Genomic DNA, 23,764 nt, shown 5'->3' on the forward strand with positions numbered 1-23,764 from the left:
GGAAAAAGAAAGGCGCGCGGGGACGCCACGTCGGAACGACGCTCGGCGGGGACCGGGTCAGGCGCGGGCCGGGTGGGTCAGGGCGTGCAGGACGTCCCGATGCGCTTGGTTCAGGGCGTGGTCGTGGCCGTCGGCGTGCAGCAGCCGGTGCGGCAGCGCGAACTCGTCGAGCACCACCCCGAGGTGGTGGTCGACCAGCAGTCGGAACTCCGCGTCGGTGTCCCGGGGTTTGTCGACGCCCAACGGGATGCCGGGGTCGACCACGGTGCGGTAGAGCAGGTCGTAGTGGCGGCTGTGGTCAACCACCAGCCGGTGCAACCGGGCCGTCACCTCGGGGTCGGAGGTCTCGCACCGGTCCGCCAGGGCGGCGCGGTAGTAGCCCAGCGCGTCGGGGACGGGCCGGTCGACCAAGAGGACGTCGCAGTGGGGCCAGGCGGCGAGTTCGTCGCTGACGCCCCGGGTGACGATCCACAGCGTGGAGGCCCAGGTGTGGTTGCGCAGGATCGGCAACCCCGCCCGCTGCGCCTGCTCACCCAGATCCGCCACCGTCGACACCTGCACCCCGTCCCGCCGGAGGTCGTGCGCCAGGCGGGCCAGGAACGTGCTCTTGCCCGTCGAATGCGTCCCCAACACACCCAGCACCACGGGCCGTTCCACGAGGTCGGTCACCACAACCCGACCTCCGACTCCTCCACGGGAAGGGGCACGGCGGCCAGTTCCACCACCCGCTCCCACGACAACCCCTGGACCAGCAGCAGGAACACCCGCCACGTACTCCACACGTCCGCGCCCGCCCGATGCGCCCGCCCCTCGGGTTCGATCCCGGCGTGGGCGGTCAACGCCTCCAACGAGTGCGAGGACAGGTCCGGCCACACCCGACGCGCCAGGCGCAACGTGTCCAACACCAGCGTGGGACGCCACGCGGGCAGGTGCGCGGCCAGCACCTTCCGGTCGACCGGGGCGTTGTGCGCGACCACCACCCGGTCCCGCACCCAGCCCAGCACCTCCGGCCCGACCCCGTGCCACAACGGTTTGCCGGCCACCTGCACGTCGGTGATCCCGTGCACCCGCCGCGCGTGCACCCCGATCGGCCGACCCGGATTCACCAACCACGACCGCACATCTTTTGCGGCGACCGGACCGTCGACCGGCAACACAGCGATCTCCACGATCCCCGGTGGCGAACCCCCGTCCCCCTCCAGGTCCAGCACCACCAACCGCCGGTCCCGCAACACCTCCGGCAGCTCCTCCTCAGGTCCGTTCATGACGCACTCCTCGCCGCCGAAGGCCACCCCAGGTCCGCCCGGCCGTGTCGACGACGGTGATGCGGCCTGGCCGCGTCGTGGACCTGGAACCCCAACCGGTGCTGGATCGGATACCGCGCCTGTTCGTCCAGCCCCTCCACCACCACGGCGCGGTCGCCCACCTCCACCAACCGACCACCCGCCGCCTCCACCAACCCGGCCGCCACGTCCGGGTCCGGCCGCCGCCAGACCCCCGCACACCGGTCGAGCTGCGCGACCGGGCAGATGTCGCACAACTCCCGCACCCCGTAGTGCCCGTTGTAGTCCGGCAGGCCGTGCGCGTAGGCCACCGCGCACGAGGTCTTGCGGAACACCGCCGCCGCATCACCCGGCCCCGCCGCCACCGCGCCCAGAACCCGGGCCTCCAGATCCTCGGGCATGATCTTGCGCCGCGCCACCTCCCCGTACGGCTCCGGCAGGCCGTGCGCCCGGTAGTAGTCCCGGATCTCGTCCCGGAAGAACAACCCCGTGAACACCGTCGCGTGCGCGAACCGCCCCAACTCCGCACCCCGCGCGAGGTGGACCTCCGAGTCGTTCAACCCCGGCACCACCGGCCGCCAGTAGTGCACCACCCGATACCGCCGCGCGTGCGCGAACAGGGTCTTCAACGACGTCTCCGCCACCCCGGAGTCCACCGGCTCCACCCGGTCATCGTCGATCCCCGACCACGTCACCAACACCGTCACCTTCAGATGCCGCAACGAGTTCAACACCGCACAATCCTCCGGACCGACCCGCCACCGGGTGATCACCAACACGTGGTTGGTCAACCCCAACACGTCCAACGCCCGCAACACCGCGAACAGATGCGGCTTCACCACCGGCAACATCGGATCGGTCGCCCGGTTCAACAACTGCACCGGCGTCACATCCGGCACGAACGACCCGTGCCCGGTCAACAACCCCACCGCAGCCTCGTCCGACACCACCGCCCGCGGCACCTTCATCCCGAAATTCCCGAACAGATGCCGCACGCAGTACCCGCAATCCAACGGACACCCCACGATCCAGTTCAGACTCAACCCCGACTTCCGATACTCCACCACCTCAGTCAAATCCGACCGCATGCCCGAAAGTTCCCGATCGTCCAACAACCGCACACCACGAACCGACGACCCTTCACCACCGTCCACCACGACCTCCAATCCCGAATCCGGCGACAGCGATCATTCAATCCGGGCGCGCTATGATCGGGCAGGGTCAACCATGCTGTTGCCCCCGGTTTGCCCCCAGCAATCAGCAGTTGCCCCCACTTCGCGCAGGCGGTCACCGTGAACGACGACCAGATCCCACCGGCACCCGAAAGCGCAGGCGAGGAACTCGCCCGACAGATCCGACAACGCCGCGACCAGGCAGGACTCAGCCAGCCGAAGCTCGCCCGCATGATCGGCTACACCCGCCAGTACATCTCCAGAGCCGAACGCCCCAACCACAACCTGCCGTCGATCGACCTGGTCAGGGCCCTCGACGCCGCCCTCGACGCTCGCGGAGCACTGATGTCGCTTCGCGAGAAAGCCAAGAAAGAACGCACCAACCTGCACATGCAGAACGGTGCGAACGGGTCGGATTTGCTTCATACCGGCGACCCGTCGACCGATTCCCAAGATGCATTCGATCTGGAGACCCGGCCACGCTGGCGAGTCGGTCACTCGGAAGTGGCCCACGTCCGATTGATGACCAGCGCTCTGGCAGCCAGTGAGAACCTCTACGGCGGCGGAATGTCCGGCGAGGTCGCGTCCGCGCAACTGCGTTCGGCCCGCCGACTGCTCGACGCCTCTGCCACCCCGGCCATCCGCGCCGAACTGTTCGAAGCCGTCGGGAACCTCGCGAGCGTCGTGGGCTACGCCGCCTTCGACATCGGCGACCACACCACAGCCCGCCGGTGCTTCGACTTCAGTCTGTCCTGCGCGGACGAAGCAGGATCATGGGAACTGCGCGCCGCGACCCTGGCCGACCTGGCACGCCACTCCACCTACCGTGGAGACTTCGACAACGCGCTCACCTCAATAGAGTTGGCCCACGTCCGCGCCGACCGGCTCACCTTGACCACGCGGGCGATGATCGGCTCCATCCGCGCACGGCTACTCGCGTTCACCGACCGACACAACGAGGCCAAGACCCAACTCACCCACGCGGACGACTGCTTTGCCGACCGACACCTGGACCCGATCCCGGCGTGGATGACCTACTACGACGAAGCGGAACACGCGGGAAGCACCTCCCGGACGGCCACTGCCCTCGCACTCACGACCGGCGAACCGGACGACGCCTTCCACCGCCTGGAGACCGCAGTCTCCCGATACACGGACGCGTATCCCCGCTCACGAACCTTTGCACGGCTACAACTCGCGACACTGCACATGAGGATCGGAGACCCGCGCGAAGCCGCCGCGCTCGGACGCGCGGCACTTCCCGATGCGACGACCATCCGTTCACGCCGCATCGCCGATGAACTGGGTGCCCTCCGCGAGACCGCCCGGCGCCACCAGGTCATCACCGAGGTAGCGGAGTTGGCAGAGGCACTGGACACGATGGACCATGACTTCTGAGCTGCCCCATCAGATCCTCGACCTTGCCGGGAATCTGACCGGCATCCGGACATCAGGCGCCGAACTCATCCGCAACGGCACCAACAGCGTCCACCGCCTCCCCGGACGAATCATCGCCCGCATCGGACCACCGGAATCCGTCGAAACCGCCCGACACCAGCTCACCGTGTCCCACTGGTTGACGCAGAACGACATCCCGACCGTGCGGCCCGTCGCCGACGTCGGGCAACCTGTCGTGGTGTCGGACCGTCCGGTCACCTGGTGGAAAGAGATCCCGAACCAGCGACCCGCTGCACCCGCCGAACTGGGCACAGCGCTACGGCGACTGCACACCCTGCCACCACCCGAGGGTCTGCTCCCCACCGTCGATCCGATCGCAGGCTGGGCCGACACCATCGGCACCCACGCGGCACTCACCGACGACGAGCGCATGTGGATCACCGATCTCGTCGCCCGACTGCGCGACCGACTGACGTCCGCACACCTGGACACGTGCGTGATCCACGGCCACGCCTGGCAGGACAACGTCGTCGTCTCCGGCGACGGACCTCCGATCCTGCTCGATCTGGACCGCCTCGGCATCGGCCCACGGGACTGGGACCTCATCCCGCTCGCCGTCGACCACACCGACTTCGCCCGGATCACTTCAGACGACTACCACGCCTTCTTACACGCTTACGGCGGTTATGACACCACCACCCACCCCGCCTACCGCACCCTGGCCACTCTCATGGAACTCCGCTGGACCAACTACATCCTCGGCAAAGCCACCACCGACCCCCACGCCGCACACGAAGCCCGACACCGCATCACCTGCCTTCGAGGCGAAATCCCCAGACCCTGGACCTGGACCGCCTTCTGAGTGGCCGTTTCGGGCGATCAGCCGCAGCCGGTGATCCAATCGGTCACGGTACGAATGGTGAACGCCTGCCACTCCCGGGTCTGCGGGTCGAGGTACCGCGGGTCGTCGTGCACCGCGATACCGTGTTGCGCGCCCTCGATCTCCACCAGGCGGTGCTCGGCTCGCAACGTCCTCGCGGCGGCCCGCGAGGACTCCACAGGGATGAACGTGTCCCGTGTGCCATGGACGATGAGCGTCGGACGGGCGATCTCGGACAACACCTCGCCGGGCTTGAGCCAGAACACCTCGTTGAGCAGCGCCCGACCGAGCCTGAAGGTCGGCGAGTGCGCCACGAACCCCCGATCCGCCAACTCCCGGCCGGCGACGTCGTCGATGCGGCCGTCGGTCCAGTACGGCTTGTCGTCGACAAACCGCTTCCGGTAGTCGAGCAGCGGGTTGATCATGACCAGCCGGTCCACCTCGTCCGGCCGCTTGGCGGTGTAGTAGCCGGTGATGCCACCCGCGAAGCTCGCACCCAGCAGACTCGCCGCCTCCACACCGGTCACCTCGCGGACCCGGTCGACGGCCGCCGAGATGTCGTTGAGGATGGTCGAGAGCGTCAACTCCTCTTGGTGACCCTCGCTCTCGCCGTGACCGCGCAGGTCGAAACGCAGGCTGGCCACCCCGGCTTCGCCCAGCCCGGCGGCCAATCTGGTGAAGAAGCCGCCCTCGTCCCGCGTCACGCCACCGCCGTGCACGAACACCACCGCACGGTCGGCACCCACCGGCGCGACCAACGTTCCGGCAAGCGTCCGCCCATCCAGGGTGCGGACCGAGGTGGCAACGCCTTCGACCGACACAACGGCTCCTCTCGACCGGGTAGCTCCATGGTTCACGACCGACGACCTGATCGCCGACGTACTCGACGTGCCGTATGCCGGTGACGAGGCGCACTCAGATCCCCATCGACCGCACCACACAACGTCGCCAGCAAGCTCCTCGGCCGCCTGTCCGACCTGGCTCGTGCACGCCCTCGTCGGCGGATACAAGATCGAGTGCGCCGCGACGGTGATCACTCAGGCCGTCCGCCTGGCACACGACGTCGGGTCGGCCCAGCCGCTGATCCGCCCCCGGCAGGTCGCACACCGACCGGTCCCGTCGTGGCGGCGACGCGCGAGGACGAAAGCCGTGTCCCGACTGCCCGCAGCGGTGTTCACCTGCACAAACTCTGTCACACCTGCCAACCTGGACCGACAGTCCGTCTTCCGGCAAGGCCGTGCACGACGCCGAACCCTAGGCTGGACGTCGCCCGCCAAGCACGAAGGAGTGTCGCGTGCCGACTTCGCAGTCCACGGTCGCGGTGGTCGGTCTGGGCGGCACGATCGCCATGACCGCCACCCCTGACGGGGGCGTGGCCCCGGCCCTGTCCGCCGAACAACTCGTCGCCGCCGTACCCGGCCTGGCCGACACCGGCATCACGATCGAGGTCGCCGACTTCCGACGAGTACCCGGCGCGTCCCTGACCTTCGCCGACCTCACCGCTCTCGCCGACACCATCCGCAGGCTGTGCGCCAAGGGCGTCGACGGCGTGGTGGTCACCCAGGGCACCGACACCATCGAGGAAACCGCCTACTTCCTCGACCTGCGCCTGGACCTCCCCCAACCGGTCGTGGTCACCGGGGCGATGCGCAACCCCACCCTGGCCGGCGCCGACGGACCAGCCAATCTCCTCGCGGCCGTCCGCACCGCCGCATCCCCGACCACCCGGAACCTCGGCTGCGTGGTCGTGTTCGCCGACGAGATCCACGCCGCCCACCGCGTCCGCAAAACCCACACCACCACCTGTGCCACCTTCGCCTCGCCCGACGGCGGACCGCTGGGCCACCTCGTCGAAGGCACACCCCGCATCCTCAACCACACCACCCGACACCCCATGCCCGCGGGCATCGACACCCGAGGGGACGTCCGCGTCGGCCTGGTCACCGCCACCCTCGGCGACGACGGCCACCACCTGTCCACACTGGACGGACACGTGGACGGGCTCGTGGTCGCCGCGTTCGGCGCCGGACACGTCCCCGCCACCTGGATCGACCCGCTCGATAAGCTCGCCCGCCGCGTCCCCGTCGTGCTCGCCTCCCGCACCGGCTCCGGCCCGGTGCTCACCGCCACCTACGGGTTCCCCGGCTCCGAACGCGACCTGCTCGACCGCGGCCTGGTCAACGCCGGATTCCTCCACCCGCTCAAAGCCCGCATCCTCCTGCACGCACTCCTGTCCGCCGACGCCGACCACGACACCATCACCGCCGCCTTCGCCGACGCGGGCCACACCACCCCGGGAGACCGCCATCCGCAGCCGTGAACTCACCCTGGGCCGCACCTTCGCCGTCGTGTTCGACCACCAGGACGACTTCTTCCCCGCCCTCGACGACTTCTGCCGACACAACAACGTCCGCCACGCCTTCGTCCCCGGCTTCATCGCCGGATTCAGCCAGGCCGACCTCGTCGCCACCTGCACCCCACCCGACGACCCCCACGCCCCCGTGTGGGACAGCATCCGCCTCGACCACGTCGAAGCACTCGGCTCCGGAACCCTCGCCTACGACCAGACCACGGACTCGGTCCACCCCCACATCCACGTCGCCGTCGGCCGCAAACACCACAACGCCACCGGACACACCAGCCACCTGCTGGCCGCCCACGTCCAGTTCCTCACCGAAATGCTCATCGTCGAAGTCACCGACCCCGAACTCCACCGCCGCCGCAACCCCGACCTCTACGACGTCCCCCAACTCCACTTCCACCCACGCTGACCACATGTGACGTCAAGACCCGCCATGTTGCATCCATGGTCGATGGTCATTGGCGTGATGGACCGAGTTGCATTCGCACAGTGTCGACCGAGGGCTTTGGTCAAGCGATGTGTGACCTGGCCGAATCACTCCTGCACGAGGGAGGCGAGTCGTGCCCCTTGTCCATGCCGGTGGGGTCTGTCCGCCACCCTGACGACGTCGGCACGGCCTGCGACACCGCCACCACCATCCTCGGCGCCACCGTGGCAGGACTGGACCTGCGGACCCATTGGAGGTCCGGAACCGGGATACGATGTGCGACGAGCGCTGGAGGGCGCTACCGGGTCCGCGGGCAGGACAGAGTCCACCTCCATCACCGAGCGAGTCGCCGCAGTGACGATCTCTTTCGACCCGGACGCGGACCACGGGGCAGCGAAGGAGACGTCATGCCCGACCTTCCCGCGCGACCGAACCTGACCCAGTTGCGGCACCAGGCCAAGGATCTGCTGCACGCGGCGCAACGTGGCGAGCGCGACGCGCTTGCCCGAATCCGGACGGTGTCCGATCGGGTCATCCTCGCCTCGGCGCAACTGGCCACCGCCCGCGAACACGGGTTCTCCAGTTGGGCCAAGCTCAAGCTTGAGGTCGACCGCCGCGACATTCTCAATTACCGCGACCTGTCCCGCCTGGCCGCGCTGTTGGCAGAGCATCCCGAGTCGGCCGCCACGAAGATGGAGCACTGGTCCGACCATCCCGAAGGCGCCGACCTGCTCGGCTACCTGGCCACGCTGCGATTTGACCACCGCCGTCTCGGCCTGCCCCACGACCTGTCCGGCACCGGCGCTGTCGCCAGAACGCTGATCGATGCCGGGGCACCGGTCGACGGGCGCCCCGGCGACAAGGAAACTCCGCTGATCACCGCCGCCAGCTACGGCGATGCCGAGGTCGCCAAGGTCCTGATCGAGGCCGGCGCGGACATCGATGCCGTCTCCGCACCCGACTCCGGAGGAGTACCAGGCAGCACCGCGCTGAAACACGCGGCGGTCTTCGGCATGACCGAGGTCCTCGACCTCCTGGTGGCCGCCGGAACCCGCATCGACAGCCTGGAGATGGCCGCCGCAGCAGGAGACATCGGCGACTGGCCGCTGCACCGATCCCCCCTGCAAAGCCGGCTGCGAGCGCTGGTGTTCGCCGCCGACCACCAGCGCTTGGAGGTCATCGACCAACTCGTCGCCGCCGGTACCCCGGTCAACCAGGCCGACGCCGAATGGCAGCGGCTGCCACTGCACATCGCCGCACGGAACGGCCGGCCCGCCAGTGTCCGACGGCTGCTCGCCCACGGCGCCGACCCCGACCTGCGCGACCCCCGACACCACCGCACACCGTTGCAGTGGTGCCGGCCGGAGAACCGCGACCTCGACAGCCCGGGGCACGAGGAGGTGGACGCCCTCCTCCGGCCGCTCACCCGACACCAGGCCGCACCGACATCCCCATCCTCGGGTTCCTGAACCCGCGCCCCGAGGGGCCAAGCGGTTCTCGACGACCCTCACGGTGCGGGCCTGTCGTCTTCCCGCTCGCCGAGAGTGTCCGGCGGGGACGGTGCGGCGGTTCGGACCGGTTTCAGGGGCATGCCGACCGCCTCGATGTCGTCGACCGGGCGCGGCTCGGCGCGGGAGGGGATCTTGGTCGACGCCGGGTCCGGTTGCGACCGACAGCCGTGCGATGAGCAACTACGTCAGCCCCTCAGGTGGCCCGCCGGCACAGGCCTCGGCGTGGTGGCTTGGCCTCATCAGACTCACGGCGGCGTTGGAGGGCGCTGCCCGTAACCGGTCCACGAACTCAAACCCGTGGGGAGCGGGCTCGCTGGATCAGCAGGATCGCGGCCGCCACGGTGATGACGACGACGCCGTTGCCGAACGCCCACAGCACCGCGTGGTCGGCCGGGCCCGCGTCGTCCCGAAGTGGCGGTACTCCGATCGGCGTGCCCGGTGTTAGCCTGCCTCGGCTCCTACAACTCCATAGCCACCACCCTGACGGGGAAGCCGGTCGGAATCCGGCACTGTCGCGCAACCGTGGGTCGTCCCGCCTGAAAGTGGGACGACGAGTCGGGTCGCCGTCGGGTGGTCGACTGTCCAACCACTGTCGCGGAAGCAGGGGTGACGTTCGACATGCCTTGTCGAGCCTTGGTGTCCGGAGGCCGGTCCCTGACCGCTCTCCTCTGCGTCGTCGGCCTCCTCTCGGGTGCGACGGGGGTCGCGTCGGCGACCCTCGACGACGCCGCCGCCAACTCCCGGTGGCTCGCCGCGCGACTGTCCCCCGACGGCACGCTGGAGAACCCGCTCGGCGGCGCGTTGCCCGACCACGGGCTCATGATCGACGTGTTGTTCGCGTTGACCGCGTCCGGGGAGCGCGCCCGCGCCGAGCCGATCGTCGGCTACCTCGACGGGCACGCCAAGGACTACTTCACGTGGGACGGGTTGGCGCCGGGCAGCGGTTTCGACGCGATCATCGTCGGCGGCGCGACGGCGAAGGTGCTCGTCGCCGCCCAGGTCGCGGGGCGCGATCCCCGGGCGTTCGGCGGGTACGACATGGTCGCCGAGACCCTCGCGACGATCCGCCGTTCGGGACCGGACATCGGGCGGATCAGCGACTACACCAAGAACCCCGACTTCGCGGACTTCATCGGCAACAACGCCAACGTCTTCGGGCAGGCGCTCGGCGTGGTCGGCCTGGCCGCCGCCGGTGCGAGCGACCGGCCGGCGATCGACAAGCTCGTGACGCAGCAGTGCGCCGAGGGCTACTTCCGGATCTTCTTCGCGCTGGTCCCGACCGACGAGACCGGCGACCACGTCACGCCGGACGGGCACAAGGTGTCCAGTTGCGACGAGGGCAAGGCGTTCGGCGTCTCCCCTCCGGACGGGGACGCCACGGCCATGGGCCTGTCCGCGCTGCTGGCCGCGCGGGCGACCGGCGAGCCGGGCCTGGACGAGCCGGTCTCGCGCGCGGTGGAGTGGTTGCGCGCCAACCAGAAGCCCGACGGCGGCTGGGGCGGCGGTGTGGGCACGGAGGCGGCCAACACCAACAGCACCGGGCTCGCGGTGCAGGCACTGGCGGCGGCCGGCGGCGCCGACGCGGCCGTGGTCGCCGGGACGGCGTTCCTGAAGTCCGCGCAGGTGTCCGCGGCCGATCCTGGCCCCGCGCTGACCGACCAGGTCGGCGCGATCGCCTACACCCCGGCCGACTACCAGGCCGCGCGCACGGGCGGCATCGTCGGCGTCGACACGTGGATCAGGGCCGGCGCGCAGGCGTCGCTGGGCTTGTCGCGGGTGTCGTTCCTGGACCTGGCCCTCGGCCGGCGGCCGAGCGACCCGCCGCCGGTCACCGCGTCACCGACCGTGCCGGCGCCTCCCCCGGCCCCGCCCAGGGCACCCGCGCCGGTCACCGTGATCCGCACGGCCGCACCGGCTCCGGTGGCCGCCGCGCCGCCCGCTACCCGGCCCGACACCGTCACCGGACGGCTGGCCGCCTACCTCGCCGGCGGGCTCGTCGGCGGCGACCACGTCGAGGTCGAGCAGGACGGCGGCCGGTTCGTCGACTACGACGCCACGGCCGACGTCGTGCTCGCCCTGCGGACGTTGGGCGGCCAGGACGAGGCCGTGGCCAGGGCGTCACGCTTCCTGCTGCGGCCGGAGTCGATCCGGGCCTACGCCCACGGCGAGCCCTACGAGACCGGTTCCGCCTATGCCGAGCCGCTGGCCAAGCTCTCGATCGTCGCCCGGTTCCTGCGTGCGGACGGCGCCCGTGACGTCGACGGCGTCGTGGACGAGACGACCCGGTCCCTGGCCACACGGGTGCGGGACGGGGATGTGGTCGACACCGGGGCCAACGGCACGCCGGACACCACGCGTCGGGCGTGGGGCATCACGGCCCGCACGGCGGCCGGGGCGGACGCTTCGGACGCACGCCGCGAACTCGCCGAAAGCCAGTGCGCGGACGGCCTCTTCCCTGTCGAACAACACGGAAAGCCTTGTGCGAAGGGCGATCTCCGGGCGACTTCGGTCGCGGCCGTGGCGCTGAACTCCGGTCCGGAACCGTCGGCCGAGGTGACCGTCGCGCTCGTCCGCGCGGCCAAGGCGCTCACCGCGCGCACCGGTGACGACGGCCTGGTGGCCGGTCCCGACCGGCGACCCGACCTCGCGCTGAGCGCGGCGGCGGCGAGCGGCCGGCAGGCCGCCGGGCTGGACGCGAGCGACACCGCGCGGGCGTTGGCGCTGTTCGCCCGCGAGGACGGTGGTTTCGCGGCGGAACCCGGCGGGCCGTCCGACTTCGCCACCAGTCTCGCCGCCGCGCCGGGCGTCGCGGGCCGGTCGTGGACCGCGGTCGCCGGGGCGCCGGTGACACCGGCGCTGCGCCTCCCTCTCGACGAGGGCGGGGCCCGCGCGACCGTGCCCGTCGCCCAGGCCCTGCCGGTCTGGTTCCCGCCCGGCTTCGCCGCGTTCGCCCTGCTCGTCGCGGTCGGCTTCGGCCTGCGCCGGGCGGTAGTCCGCCGACAGGGGCGGGTCGCGTCGTGAGAGGAGCCCGCAGTGGCACAAGCACCTCGATGAGCCGGACAGCCCACGCCGGCGGCACGGCGTCGAGGGGTCGGACCCCGCAGCGACACAGCGACAAAAGGACCCCGGAGCACGAACGGGCAACCACGTCCTCCCAAGCCCGTCCGGCAACCGACCACCCACCGGCACAACCAGCACCATCGGGGGTAGCACCATGAGAAGAGTCCTGACCTTGCTCGCCACCGTCGTCGTGGCCGGCGTCGCGTTCGCGGCGCCCGCGTCGGCGATCGATCCGACCAAGGGCTACAACGGCATCTGCACCGGCGCCGACGCGCTGACCGGCGTCACGGTGGTGATCGACTTCCAGGAGCTGGACGGCAACGGCGGCACACCCGCGCCGACGATCACCCGCTGCTCCCCCAACCCGGTGCCCGGCAGCCAGCGCACGGGCATCAAGGCGTTGCAGGACGCGGGCATCGCGGTGGCGGGCACCGCCCAGTGGGGTCTCGGGTTCGTGTGCCGGTTGGAGGGCCGCCCGGCGATCACCGAGACGCTGCCGCGCAACTCCCAGCCCACGTACAAGGAGGCGTGCGTCGTCACGCCGCCCGCCGACGCGTACTGGGGGTACTGGCACGCACCGGGCTCCGGCACGACCTGGACCTACAGCAGCTACGGCGCGGCCAACCGCAACGTGACGCCCGGCGGGTTCGAGGGCTGGTCGTTCTCGCTCAACAAAACCGCCTCCACCAACCCGGTGCCGGGCGTCACGCCGACCAACCCGGCCGTGAACTCCAACGCGCCCAGCGTGGGGCTGAGCATCGACGACGTCGACCGCAAGATCACCCTCGGCACGTCGACCTCGCTGACCTGGACGTCCACCCACTCGACCACGATCACCGCGCACGCCGTCTCGCCCGCGACCGGCGGCGGTTCCTGGTCGGGGGCGCTGGCCGTGCCCGGCGGCACGAAGACGATCACGCCGACGGCCAAGGGCACCTACACGTACACGATCAAGGCGGTCGGCACCGGGGGCACGGTGTACTCGACGGCCACGCTGACGGTCCAGTGATCCGACTCCTGTGCGCGGGCGCGGCGATGCTCCTCGTCGCCGCGCCCGCGCACGCCGTGGACCACTCGAAGGGCACCCCCGGGTTCTGCCCGACCGGCGACGGCGTCACGGTCGTGGTCGACTTCCAGCAGCTCGGCGGGACCACGCTCGTGCGCTGTTTCCCCTCCACCGCACCGGGAACCGGCTTGGACGCGCTCAAGGGCGCGGGCTTCCAGATCGCCGGGGTGCAGCGCTGGGGCGAGGCGTTCGTGTGCCGCGTGGAGAACCGGCCCTCGGCGGTCGAGGAGGTCCCGATCGCCGGGGACGAGCACTACAAGGAGGCGTGCCTCGACACGCCGCCCGCCGCCGGGTACTGGTCCTACTGGCACGCGGGCAACAACTGCCCGTGGACCTACAGCCAGTGGGGCGTGAAGAACCGCGAGTTCGTGCCCGGCGGGTTCGAGGGCTGGTCGTTCTCGCTCAACGCCACCGCCGAGACCAACCCCGTGCCCCGGATCGCCCCCGTGCGGCCGGGCACCGAGGCCCGCGCGTGCGGCACGGCCGACGAACCGCCGCCGAACTCCGACGACGTCGAAGAGAAGCAGCGGCCCAAAGCACAGCCGGCGACCACCGCGGCACCGACCACGTCCGCGCCGTCCGGGTCCGCGTTGCCGCCGCCCAAGCCCCGCACCGCACCCGACCCCGCCGCCAACGTCGAGTTCGACGGCGGCGAGAACGCGCCGGACGTGGTCGCGGTCGTGAAGGAGCAGTCCGGCGCCTCCGACATCGCGCCGTGGGCCGCCGGCGGTGCCGTGGTGCTGCTCGCGGTCGCCGCGTACTTCACCGCACGCCGCCGGACGCGGAGATGACCTGGCTGCTGCCCCGCGACCTGCACCCGGCCGCCTGGTGGGTGTGGGCGCTGGGCCTCGCGGTCGCGGCGAGCCGGACCACGAACCCGTTCCTGCTGCTGACCATCGTGGCGGTGGCCGGGTACGTGGTGGTGGCCCGGCGCACCGCGGCGCCCTGGGCGCTGGCGTTCCGGATGTACCTGGTGCTCGGCGCGGTGATCGTGGGCATGCGGGTGCTCTTCCGCCTGGTGTTCGGCGGCGCCGAGGGGTCGACGGTCGTGCTGCGGCTGCCGGAGGTCCCGCTGCCCGCGTGGGCGGCGGGCATCCGGCTGTTCGGCGACGTGTCGGCCGAATCGCTGCTGGGCGGGTTCCACGACGGGCTGCGGCTGGCGACCATGGTGGTGTGCCTGGGCGCGGCGAACGCGTTGGCGAACCCGAAACGGCTGCTCAAGGCGTTGCCGCCGGCGCTGTACGAGATCGGGACGGCGGTGGTCGTGGCCCTGTCGGTGTTCCCGCAGTTGGCCGAGAGCGTGGTCCGGGTGCGCCGCGCCCGACGGCTGCGCGGCGGCGACGGCAGGCGTTTCCGGGCCCTGCGCGCGATCGTGGTGCCCGTGCTCGCCGACGCGTTGGACCGGTCGTTGCGGCTGGCGGCGTCGATGGACTCGCGCGGGTACGGCCGGGCCGCGCTGGTCGAGACCGGCGACCGGGTGGCGACCGGGCTGTTGATGATCACCGGTCTGCTCGGCGTGTGCGTCGGCGTCTACGCCACCCTGGACGGGTCGACGCCGCGCTACCTGGCCGGGCCGGTACTGGTGTCGGGACTGGTCGTGGCGCTGGTCGGGTTCCGGTCCGCCGGTCGCCGGGTGCGACGGACCCGGTACCGGCCGGACCGGTGGCGGGCCGCCGAGGTCGTGGTCGCGGCGAGCGGGGTCGCGGTGGCCGCCGTGCTGTTCGCGACGTCCACTGTGGACCCGACGAACCTGAACCCGTCGCTGGTCGTGCTGTCCTGGCCGACGCTGTCGTGGCCGCCGCTGATCGGCGTGCTGGTGGGCGTGCTGCCCGCGGTCCTGTCCCCCGCACCGGCCTTCGAGGACGCATGATCGAGTTCGACCGGGTCGGCTTCCGGTACCACGGCGCGCACGAGCCCGTGTTCGCCGACGTGACGTTGTCCATCGGCGAGGGCGAACTGGTGCTGCTCGCGGGCCGCACCGGAGCGGGCAAGTCCACGCTGCTCGGCGCGGTCAACGGCCTGGTGCCGCACTTCACCGGCGGGCACCTGGACGGCACGGTGACGGTCGCCGGCGTGTCGACCCGCGACCACCCGCCACGCGAGTTCGCCCACCTCGTCGGCGTCGTCGGCCAGGACCCGCTCGCCGGGTTCGTGACCGACACCGTGGAGGAGGAACTGGCCTACGGCATGGAACAGCTCGGCCTGGCGCCGCAGGTGATGCGCCGCCGCGTCGAGGAGGCGCTGGACCTGCTGGGCATCGCGGACCTGCGACGACGGGCGTTGCGGACGCTGTCCGGCGGGCAGCAGCAACGCGTGGCGATCGGGTCGGTGCTCACGACCCACCCGTCGGTGCTCGTGCTGGACGAGCCGACGTCCGCGCTGGACCCGACCGCCGCCGAGGAGGTGCTGGCCACGCTTGCCCGCCTGGTGCAGGACCTGGGCACCACCGTGGTGCTGGCCGAGCACCGGATGGAACGCGTGGTGCCGTTCGCCGACCGGATGCTGTACGTGCTGGGCGACGGGTCCGTTGTGGACGGTCCGCCCGCCGAGGTGCTCGCGGGCACGGCTATCGCGCCGCCGATCGTGGAGCTGGGACGGCTGGCCGGGTGGAGCCCGTTGCCGCTGTCCGTGCGCGACGCCCGCCGGGTCGCCGGTCCGCTGCGCGGCCGGTTGCCGTCGGCACCCCGGCGTCCCACGCCTGCCCGGACGCCGCTGCTCACCGCGTCGGGCGTGGTCGTGCGCTACGGACCGGTGGTGGCCGTGCGCGGCGTGGACCTCGACCTGGGCCCCGGAGTGCTGGCGCTCATGGGCCGCAACGGGTCGGGCAAGTCGTCGCTGCTGTGGGCGTTGCAGGGCTCGGGCCCCCGCCAGGGCGGCACCGTGCGGGTGGGCGGGGCGGACCCGAAGGCGTTGTCCGCCAAGCGGGCCCGCGCGCTCGTCGGGCTCGTGCCGCAGAGCGCGGGCGACCTGCTCTACCTGGACACGGTGGACGCCGAGTGCGCGGCCTCCGACACCGAGTCCGGGGCACCCGTCGGACGCTGCCGTGCGCTGCTGGAAGGCCTCGCGCCGGACGTCCCCGGCGATCGGCACCCGCGCGACCTGTCGGAGGGGCAACGGCTCGCGCTCGTGCTGGCCGTACAACTGACCGCCGCGCCGGGTGTGGTCCTGCTCGACGAGCCGACGCGGGGGCTGGACTACCTGGCCAAGGCCGCGCTCGCGCGGATGATCGCGTCGCTCACCGCGCAGGGGCGGGCGGTGGTCGTGGCGACGCACGACGTGGAGTTCGTGGCCACCGTCGCCGACCGGGTCGTGGTGCTGGCGGAAGGGGAGATCGTGTCGGACGGGCCGACGGGCGAGGTGCTGGGCTCCTCGCCCGCGTTCGCCCCGCAGGTGGCGAAGGTCCTGGGCGACGGGTGGCTCACGGTCGCGGACGTCGCGGAGGCGCTGTCGTGATGCGGATCGGGGTGCGGTCGGCGACGGTGCTCGCGCCGGCGTCGGCGGCCGGGCTGATGATGTTCGTATGGCCGTTGCTCGTCCGCGTGGAACCGCAGTCCATGCAGCACGGCCCGGACGCGCCGTTCGTGTTCATCGGCATCCTGCCGGTGCTGATCGTCGTGGTGCTGGCCGAGTTGTCCGAGGGCGGGATGGACTCGAAGGCGTTGGCATTGCTGGGAGTCCTGTCGGCGGTGAACGCGGCGCTGCGGCCGTTGGGCGCGGGCACGGCCGGGATCGAGACGGTGTTCTTCCTGCTGGTGCTGTCGGGTCGGGTGTTCGGCGCCGGGTTCGGGTTCGTGCTCGGGTGCACGTCGTTGTTCGCGTCCGCGCTGCTGACCGCCGGGGTCGGGCCGTGGCTGCCGTTCCAGATGATGTGCTCGGCGTGGATCGGGATGGGCGCGGGCCTGCTGCCCCGGCGGGTCACGGGCAGGGCCGAGATCGCGATGCTCGTGGGGTACGGGATCGTGGTCGCGTACCTGTTCGGGTTCCTGATGAACCTGTGGTTCTGGCCGTTCATCACCGGTGCCGAGGTGCCTTATCACGACGGCCACATCTCTTACGTGCCAGGCGATCCCGTGGGGGAGAACCTGCACCGGTTCGCGGTGTTCACGCTGCTGACGTCCACGGCCGGGTGGGACACCGGGCGGGCGATCACGAACACGGTCGCGATCCTCCTCCTGGGCCCGGCGGTGCTGGCGACGTTGCGCCGCGCGTCGCGGCGGGCATCGTTCGGGGTGCTGCCGACGTTCGGGAGCGGCGACCTGCCGGCCGCCGCTCCCCACCTCACGCGCAGGTAAGTACCGGCGCGTCGTTGCGTCCACCGCTGTGCAGGTCGGCGAGCCCGACCCCGGCCAGGCCGAGGATCGCCTGGGCGGTCGCCCGGGTCGCGGTCGCCGGGTCGAACCCGGTGGCCTGGTAGGCGATCGCGCCCCGGTTCCCGACGGGTCCGGCGCAGCCGACCTGGAGGCCCTTGAGGAACTGCCGGGCCTTGACCGCGGCGACGGGCCGGTGGCCCTTGAGCGCCTGTGCCGCGAGCCCGGTGCTGTTGGCGTTGGAGTCGTTCGTGCCGACCGCGAATCCGCCGTCGGCGCGCTGCACGCTCACCAGCCAGGACAGACCCTGCCCGGCCTTGAGCGGACGGCCGACCGCGCGCAGGGCCTGCGCGACCATGGCCGTGGAGTCCACGTCGCTCACGCAGGGCGTGACGCCGAAGAACAGCGGGAAGCCGCCGTCCGGGCACTGCGTGCCGACCAGGAAGTCCACGGCGGTCGTCGGTGCGCCGGCGCTCGTGCGGTCCAGGGCCAGCAGCGCCAGGGACTGTGTGAACGCGTTGCTGTAGTCGCCCCACGCCGACTGGTCGGAGAACCGGCCCGACGGCGTGAGCAGGGCGAGCAGCCCGGCCTCGAGGTCGACGCCGCCGAAGGCGGCCGGGTCGCGCCCGGTCACCCGGGCGGCGAGCAGGAGCTTGGCGTGCGGGCCCGCGTACGCCTCGCCGCCGGAGCCCACGTAGCCCGTGGTGATCTCCGGACGGGCCAGCCAGTCGATCGCGTCGTCCGCGTAGTCGTCCGCGGCCCGCGCGGCGGCGAACGCGAAGACCGCGTCGATCGTCAGCCCCTGGTCCGGGTAGGCGACACCGTCGTAGACGGTCTCGAAGCGTTCACCGTCGACGAGTTGCCGGGCCAGCCACCCGGCCGCCGCGTCCGCCGGGTCGTGCGTCGCCGACGCGACAGGGGTGACGAAGAGGGTCGACGCGCACAGGAGTGCGACGACGCCGAGCATGCGTCTCATGGCAGATCCTTTCCCGCTCACCACGACAGGAGTTGATCGGCGCGGAGCGGGTGGTCGGGCTCGCCTTGCGGCACACCGTTGCGGGTCAGCGCCGGATTCCCACCGGACTTCCCCCGCGACCGCGCGTGTTCGGTTGTCCCGCACAGCCTGCCACCGGCGGGCGTGGCGTCAAGTCCACCCCTTCGGCCGCACGACTCGCGAGTTATGCACTCAGACACCGCGAGTTGTACGTTCAGGCACCCCGAAATGTGCACTCGGGCCCGTGTTGTGCGTCCGGGTCCACCGCTCTCGGGAGTTGTGGGTGGTGGCGGTGCGGGGCGCCGGAAGCCGAGGCCCCCGGGTCAGCGCTTCACCAGCTCCAGCACCCGGTCGACCGGCAGCCCCGGCGACCGACGCCCGTTCCGACCCGTCATGGGGCCGGCCGCGACGAGGGCGTTGAGCACGGCCTCCTCGACCGCCTGGACCACGGCCGTGAAGAAGTCGTCGATCCGGTTCCACGGGATGTGGCGCAACGTGTCGTAGCCGGGCTCGCCGCGCGGGAAGTCCGACGGGGACAAGGCGTTCCCCGTGGAAAACGCCAGGAAGATGTCGCCCGAGAAGTGGGAGCCCGCGGTGCCCGTGCGGGCCAGACCCAGGGGCACACGGCGGGCGAGGGCCGAGCACTGGCCGGGCAGCAAAGGCGCGTCCGTGGCCACCACGACGATCACCGACCCGGCACCCGGCGGCACCGACCAGTCGCCGTCGGCCATCGGGTTGTCGTCGGCCAGCGCTTCGCCCAAAGGCACGCCGCAGACCGTGAGTTCCTCGCGCGAGCCGAAGTTCGCCTGGAGGAACACGCCGACGGTGTAGGTGTCGGAGCCGTACTCCACCACGCGGGACGACGTGCCGCTGCCACCCTTGTACGCGTAGCAGTTCATGCCCGTGCCGCCGCCGACCGACCCCTCCTCGACCGGACCCGACGACGCCGCGTCGATGGCCGCCACGGCGTGCTCCGGCCGGATGTGCGGGCCGTTGATGTCGTTGAGGTAGCCGTCCCACGTCTCGGCGACCACGGGCAGCAGCCACTGGTCGGCCACGGCCGGGTGCTCGCGGGCCACCCAGTCGATCACGCCGCGGTGGCACGGGCCGATCGCGTGCGTGTTGGTGATCAGCACGGGCAGCCGCAGCGCGCCGATCTCGTCCAGCAGCGCCGAGCCGGTCATCTCCCCGTTGCCGTTCAACGAGTACCGCCCGGCCGCGCACGGCACGTGCACGTCGGCCTTGCCGCGCGGCAGGATCGCGGTCACGCCGGTGCGCACCGAGTCGCCCTCGATCAGCGTGGTGTAGCCGACCTCGACGCCGGGCACGTCGGTGATCGCGTTGAGCGGTCCGGTCTCGCCGGGCAGCCGCAGGCCGAGTTCGCGTGCGCGCATCAGGTCTCCAGTTCGCAACGGGTGGCGTCGGCCGCGTAGGCGACGAGCATCGCCTCGGCCTGCTCGGTGGTGAACGTCGGCACGGCCTGCGTGATGTGCAGGCCGAGGCCGTCTTCCAGGGCGACGAGACCGCGGGCGATCGTCGTCGTGTCGCGGACCGGGTCGAACAGCCCGGTCGCGGTGCCGGCCTCCAGGATCGCGGTGTAGAGCGCGACCTGGCGCTCGTACAGCCGGATGTGCTCGGCGGCGTAGGCGGGGTCGCGGCGGGCGTACGCGCCGAGTTCGTAGATCAGCACGCACAGTTCGTCGTCCTGCCCGGTCGGCAGGCCCGCCCTGATCGTCACGACCAGCTTCCGCCGCGGGTCGGGCTCGGCGCGGGCCGCTTCCTCGCGGTCCACGCAGAACCGTTCGACGGCTTCGCGCTGCACCTCGTACAGCAGGTCGCCCAACGTCGGGAAGTAGTACAGCACCGATCCCGTCGACATGTCGGCCTGCTCGGCGACGTCGCGCAGTCGCAGGTCGAGCACTCCCCGTTCGAGGACGGCCTGTCGGGCGGCGGTGATGAGTTCACCGCGCTTGAGGTGGGCGCGGCTCGGTCGTGGCATGCGAGGGATTCTTCAACTGATCATCAAAGAACGCAAGACGAAACAGAAAGTTGCGTGATGGCTATTGACGTGGGTCACACCTGGTTCTTTGATGGCCACTCAAAGAACCCGTAGGACCGAGGAGACCGCCATGACGGACCCGCAGCCGTCCACACCGCCACCGTCCACTCCGGCCTTGCGCCGCGGTCTGAAAGTGCTCGGCACGCTGCTCATCACGCTGTCCGCCATCTCGCCGGCGTCCTCGGTCTTCATCATCGCGCCGGGCGTGGTGGCACAGGCGGGCAGCGGCGCGTTCTGGAGCTTCGCGATCGCCGGCGTGGTCGGCGTGTTCATGGCGTTCGTCTACGCCGAGCTGGCCTCGGCCTACCCGCTCAGCGGCGGCGAGTACGCGATCGTGGCCCGCACGCTGGGCCGACTGCCCGGCTTCGTCACGCTCGGCCTGCTGCTGCTCACCCAGTTGCTGATCATCGCGGTGATCGCGCTCGGCGTCGGCACCTACCTGGAGGTGCTGATCCCCGGCCTGTCCGCGCCGGTCGTGGCCGCGGTGACGACGGTGGCCGCGACGCTCCTGTCGATCTTCGACATCAAGGTCAACGCGTGGATCACCGGCGTCTTCCTGGCCATCGAGATGGTCGCCCTGGTGGTCGTCGCCGCGCTCGGCTTCCTCGACCCGGCGCGCGGTCTCGGCGACCTGGTCACCGCGCCGGTCGTGGCCACCGAGGGCGTGGTCGGACCGGCCTCGTTCGGGATCATCGCCGGCGCGGCGGCCGTGGCGATCTTCTCCTACAACGGCTACGGCTCGGCGGTCTACTTCGGCGAGGAGACGGACAACGCCCACAAGGGCATCGCCCGCGCCATCCTGTGGGCACTGGGCATCACCATCGTGGCCGAGCTGGTACCGGTGACCGCCGTGCTGCTGGGCGCCCCGTCCCTGCCGGACCTGTTCGGCGCGGAGAACATGATGAGCTACTTCGTCGGCGCCAAGGCCGGGTCGACGGTCAACACGGTGATCAGCCTCGCGATCGCGCTGGCCATCCTCAACGCCGTGCTGGCGATCATCCTCATCACCTCGCGCATGGTCTTCAGCACCGGCCGTGACTCCGCGTGGCCCGCATCGGTGAGCAAGGCGCTGGCCGCGATCCACCCGAAGACCGGCACGCCGTGGATCGCCACGCTGGCCACGGGCGCGTTCGGCACCGCGTTGTGCTTCGCGGACAAGGACTTCCTGCTCGTCGTGACGGCCACGTCCATCGTCGCGGTGTACGTCGCACTGTGCCTGGCCGTGCTCAACGGCCGCCGCAACGGCAGCACGAAGCACGCCGCGTACCGGATGCCGCTGTTCCCGGTCGCGCCGATCGTCGCGCTGATCGCCCTGGGCTACGTCGTGTGGCAGAACGCCCTGGACCCGGCCTTCGGCCGGCCCAGCCTGCTGATCACGGCCGGCATCTGCGTCGTGTCGGGCCTCTACTACGCCCTGGTGCTGCGCCGTCGCGGCAAGTGGGAGCTTCAAGGCCCGTCCGAGGACGAGGCGGAGGTCGACACCGCCACCCGATGACCTCCGGCAGGACCGCACCGCGTCTGTCTACACACGTAGACAGGCGCGGTGTCGGGTCAGGACCGGGGGTGCCGGGCGGCTTGGTCGTAGGCCAGCAGTGCCAGGTGCAACGACAGCCGGGTCTGCGCGTCGGCCAGGTCCCGGCCCAGCACGTCGGTCAGCCGCCCGAGCCGCGCGTACACGGCGGGCCGGCTCAGGTGCAGCTCCCGGGCGAGCACGGCCACGTTGCCGTGCGCCTCCAGGAACGCCCGCAGCAGGTCCAGCAGCCCCTCACGACCCCGGTGGCCGAGCAGGGGCTGGAGCTGCGACTCGGTGAACTGGTGCAGCCGCACGTCCGACCGCAGCGACCACAGCAGACCCCGCGCGCCCAGGTCCCGACTGCGGTAGACGATCCGCTCCCCCGGCTCGCCCGCCACGGCCTCGGCCACGTGGACCGCCTCCTCCAACGCCGCCGACAGCCCGGTGATCCGGGTCGGCGGCACGGCGGCGGCGGCCACGGTGCCCGTCGGGAGCCGCCCGTCCAGCGCGGCGAGGAACGACCGCACGGCCGCCGGCTCGTCGTCCTCGCCCGAGCACGGGAACACGACCGCGATCCGGCCCGGCGCGACGACACCGGTCAACGCGGACCGGCCCTGGCCGCGGGCGGTCGCCGCCACGACGTCTACAGTGGACTGATCGGCGGCGGCCGACGGCGGGCCAGGCACGCCCACCGCGAACACGATCACCGCGTACGCCCGACCGGCGCGCAGGCCCAGTGCCCGCAACCGCGCGCCCACCGACTGCTCGTCCGTGATCTGCCCGGTGAGCAGGTCACGCAGGATGCCGCCGTGCGCGTCGAGCGCGACGTCCCGCCCCTCGCCGTTGACCACGCGCAGGATCGCCAACGCGGCGGCGGCGCGTTCGAGCACGGCCGAGGACCGCTCGACGTCGGCCACGGTCATCGGCACGACCAGCCGACCCCACCGGCCCCGACGCGGACCGACCGGCGTGCACAGCCACCGCTCCGGACCGGCCACGGCCGTCTCGCCGCCGGCGACCGCCAGGCGCGACCGGGACTCCCAGTCGCGCAGCAGCTCGCCGGCGCGGGTCGTGCCGCTGAACGCGACGGCGTGGTGGGACAGGTCCTCCAGCACGACCGGGTGCCCGCCCAGCGCGCTGACCTGGTCCATGACCTCCTCGACCCGGGCGCCCTCGACGGTCAGCGTGGTGAACACGTCGTTGACCCGCTGGGTGAACCGCAGCCGCTCGTGCCCGACGTCGAGGATGCGGGCGTGCACGGCCTCGGTGATCTCCACGAACCGGACCGTGCGGCGCAGTTCCACCAGCGGCAGGCCCAGCGTGCGGGCGGCGCGGACCAGGTCGTGCGGCAACGCGGGCAGCTCGGCGCCCAGTTCCACCACCAGGCCGCTCACCCCGGCCTCGTGCAGCCGGGTGACGTAGGCGGACAGGTCGACGTCCGGGTCCCCGGCCACGATGCCGGTGGACAGGAGCAGCTCGCCGCCCGACAACGTGCCCGCCACCTGCGAGATCTCGCTGACGTGCACCCAGCGCACCGGCCGGTCCAGGTGCTCCTCCCCCGCGCGCACGCGGGGGTCGCCCGCCTGCACGGCGGGTGTGGCCAGCACGTCCGCGACCGTGGGGTACACGCCAGGCGACTTTACACAGCGTCGGCGTCCGCGCCGGATCGACGGCAGAGTGTCACTGGTCGCGCGTGCGTGCACGGGCGAGGCTGGGACGCACAGGTTCGACC

The 23,764-nt window shown here is 71.5% G+C and carries 20 protein-coding genes; 12 read left to right on the forward strand and 8 right to left on the reverse strand.

Features of this window, described 5'->3' with window-relative positions:
- Nucleotides 1-57: 57 nt before the first annotated feature.
- From F4559_RS18370 to F4559_RS18380, 3 genes are read right to left on the reverse strand one after another with little or no spacing between them, the layout of a single operon-like run.
- Nucleotides 58-669 carry an AAA family ATPase gene (locus F4559_RS18370; protein WP_184670319.1) on the reverse strand — a complete coding sequence of 204 codons (612 nt, stop codon included), beginning with the start codon at nucleotides 667-669 and terminating at the stop codon, nucleotides 58-60.
- Nucleotides 666-1,265: a 3'-5' exonuclease gene (locus tag F4559_RS18375; protein ID WP_184670321.1), complete on the reverse strand. Its 600-nt coding sequence runs from the start codon at nucleotides 1,263-1,265 to the stop codon at nucleotides 666-668. The genes F4559_RS18370 and F4559_RS18375 overlap by 4 nt, the downstream gene beginning before the upstream one ends.
- Nucleotides 1,262-2,251 (reverse strand): radical SAM protein, encoded by a 990-nt coding sequence (locus F4559_RS18380; protein WP_246445253.1) that lies wholly within the window; start codon nucleotides 2,249-2,251, stop codon nucleotides 1,262-1,264. Before F4559_RS18380 ends, F4559_RS18375 begins: the two co-directional genes overlap by 4 nt.
- Before the next feature lie 324 nt (nucleotides 2,252-2,575).
- On the opposite strand from F4559_RS18380, the gene F4559_RS18385 reads away from it, so the two are divergent.
- Together F4559_RS18385 and F4559_RS18390 are read left to right on the forward strand one after the other, a co-directional pair.
- Entirely contained in the window at nucleotides 2,576-3,853 is a 1,278-nt protein-coding gene (locus F4559_RS18385) for a helix-turn-helix transcriptional regulator (RefSeq protein WP_184670325.1), read from the forward strand.
- On the forward strand, nucleotides 3,843-4,715 hold the full coding sequence (locus F4559_RS18390; protein WP_184670327.1) for a phosphotransferase enzyme family protein: 873 nt from the start codon (nucleotides 3,843-3,845) through the stop codon (nucleotides 4,713-4,715). The genes F4559_RS18385 and F4559_RS18390 overlap by 11 nt, the downstream gene beginning before the upstream one ends.
- 17 nt (nucleotides 4,716-4,732) lie before the next feature.
- Here F4559_RS18390 and F4559_RS18395 read toward each other — a convergent pair whose 3' ends face one another.
- Nucleotides 4,733-5,479 carry an alpha/beta hydrolase gene (locus F4559_RS18395; protein WP_312865713.1) on the reverse strand — a complete coding sequence of 249 codons (747 nt, stop codon included), beginning with the start codon at nucleotides 5,477-5,479 and terminating at the stop codon, nucleotides 4,733-4,735.
- Nucleotides 5,480-6,027: 548 nt separating this feature from the next.
- Between F4559_RS18395 and F4559_RS36405 the strand changes: the two genes are divergently transcribed.
- The 9 genes from F4559_RS36405 to F4559_RS18440 all read left to right on the forward strand — a co-directional run bounded on the left by F4559_RS36405 (nucleotide 6,028) and on the right by F4559_RS18440 (nucleotide 17,451).
- Nucleotides 6,028-7,053, forward strand: coding sequence for an asparaginase (locus tag F4559_RS36405; RefSeq protein WP_184670329.1), 1,026 nt, complete (start codon nucleotides 6,028-6,030; stop codon nucleotides 7,051-7,053).
- Between the two features lie 7 nt (nucleotides 7,054-7,060).
- The gene (locus F4559_RS18405) at nucleotides 7,061-7,504 is read left to right on the forward strand and encodes a PPC domain-containing DNA-binding protein (RefSeq protein ID WP_246446039.1); all 444 of its coding nucleotides are present in this window, start codon (nucleotides 7,061-7,063) and stop codon (nucleotides 7,502-7,504) included.
- Nucleotides 7,505-7,929: 425 nt separating this feature from the next.
- Nucleotides 7,930-8,991, forward strand: coding sequence for an ankyrin repeat domain-containing protein (locus F4559_RS18410; protein WP_184670331.1), 1,062 nt, complete (start codon nucleotides 7,930-7,932; stop codon nucleotides 8,989-8,991).
- 678 nt (nucleotides 8,992-9,669) lie between these two features.
- Nucleotides 9,670-12,054 (forward strand): prenyltransferase/squalene oxidase repeat-containing protein, encoded by a 2,385-nt coding sequence (locus F4559_RS18415; RefSeq protein WP_312865714.1) that lies wholly within the window; start codon nucleotides 9,670-9,672, stop codon nucleotides 12,052-12,054.
- A gap of 193 nt (nucleotides 12,055-12,247) precedes the next feature.
- Nucleotides 12,248-13,102, forward strand: coding sequence for a hypothetical protein (locus F4559_RS18420; RefSeq protein WP_246445256.1), 855 nt, complete (start codon nucleotides 12,248-12,250; stop codon nucleotides 13,100-13,102).
- Nucleotides 13,099-13,950, forward strand: coding sequence for an ABC transporter substrate-binding protein (locus F4559_RS18425; protein ID WP_312865715.1), 852 nt, complete (start codon nucleotides 13,099-13,101; stop codon nucleotides 13,948-13,950). The genes F4559_RS18420 and F4559_RS18425 overlap by 4 nt, the downstream gene beginning before the upstream one ends.
- Nucleotides 13,947-15,029 (forward strand): CbiQ family ECF transporter T component, encoded by a 1,083-nt coding sequence (locus F4559_RS18430; RefSeq protein ID WP_184670333.1) that lies wholly within the window; start codon nucleotides 13,947-13,949, stop codon nucleotides 15,027-15,029. The genes F4559_RS18425 and F4559_RS18430 overlap by 4 nt, the downstream gene beginning before the upstream one ends.
- Complete coding sequence (locus F4559_RS18435) at nucleotides 15,026-16,612, forward strand: ABC transporter ATP-binding protein (RefSeq protein ID WP_184670334.1); 1,587 nt, start codon at nucleotides 15,026-15,028, stop codon at nucleotides 16,610-16,612. The genes F4559_RS18430 and F4559_RS18435 overlap by 4 nt, the downstream gene beginning before the upstream one ends.
- Nucleotides 16,612-17,451 (forward strand): ECF transporter S component family protein, encoded by an 840-nt coding sequence (locus F4559_RS18440; RefSeq protein ID WP_184670335.1) that lies wholly within the window; start codon nucleotides 16,612-16,614, stop codon nucleotides 17,449-17,451. The genes F4559_RS18435 and F4559_RS18440 overlap by 1 nt, the downstream gene beginning before the upstream one ends.
- Here F4559_RS18440 and F4559_RS18445 read toward each other — a convergent pair.
- From F4559_RS18445 to F4559_RS18455, 3 genes are all read right to left on the reverse strand, one after another.
- Nucleotides 17,438-18,442, reverse strand: coding sequence for a prenyltransferase/squalene oxidase repeat-containing protein (locus F4559_RS18445; RefSeq protein WP_246445258.1), 1,005 nt, complete (start codon nucleotides 18,440-18,442; stop codon nucleotides 17,438-17,440). The genes F4559_RS18440 and F4559_RS18445 overlap by 14 nt on opposite strands.
- Nucleotides 18,443-18,783: 341 nt before the next feature.
- Entirely contained in the window at nucleotides 18,784-19,854 is a 1,071-nt protein-coding gene (locus F4559_RS18450) for a DmpA family aminopeptidase (protein WP_184670336.1), read from the reverse strand.
- On the reverse strand, nucleotides 19,854-20,459 hold the full coding sequence (locus F4559_RS18455) for a TetR/AcrR family transcriptional regulator (RefSeq protein WP_184670337.1): 606 nt from the start codon (nucleotides 20,457-20,459) through the stop codon (nucleotides 19,854-19,856). The genes F4559_RS18450 and F4559_RS18455 overlap by 1 nt, the downstream gene beginning before the upstream one ends.
- A gap of 130 nt (nucleotides 20,460-20,589) precedes the next feature.
- Here F4559_RS18455 and F4559_RS18460 point away from each other — a divergent pair, with 130 nt between their 5' ends.
- Entirely contained in the window at nucleotides 20,590-22,014 is a 1,425-nt protein-coding gene (locus F4559_RS18460) for an APC family permease (protein ID WP_184670338.1), read from the forward strand.
- Between the two features lie 56 nt (nucleotides 22,015-22,070).
- Here F4559_RS18460 and F4559_RS18465 read toward each other — a convergent pair whose 3' ends face one another.
- The gene (locus F4559_RS18465) at nucleotides 22,071-23,660 is read right to left on the reverse strand and encodes a PucR family transcriptional regulator (RefSeq protein WP_184670339.1); all 1,590 of its coding nucleotides are present in this window, start codon (nucleotides 23,658-23,660) and stop codon (nucleotides 22,071-22,073) included.
- Between the last annotated feature and the right edge of the window lie 104 nt (nucleotides 23,661-23,764).

It is taken from the genome of Saccharothrix violaceirubra (assembly GCF_014203755.1).
In the GTDB taxonomy this organism is placed as follows: domain Bacteria; phylum Actinomycetota; class Actinomycetes; order Mycobacteriales; family Pseudonocardiaceae; genus Actinosynnema; species Actinosynnema violaceirubrum.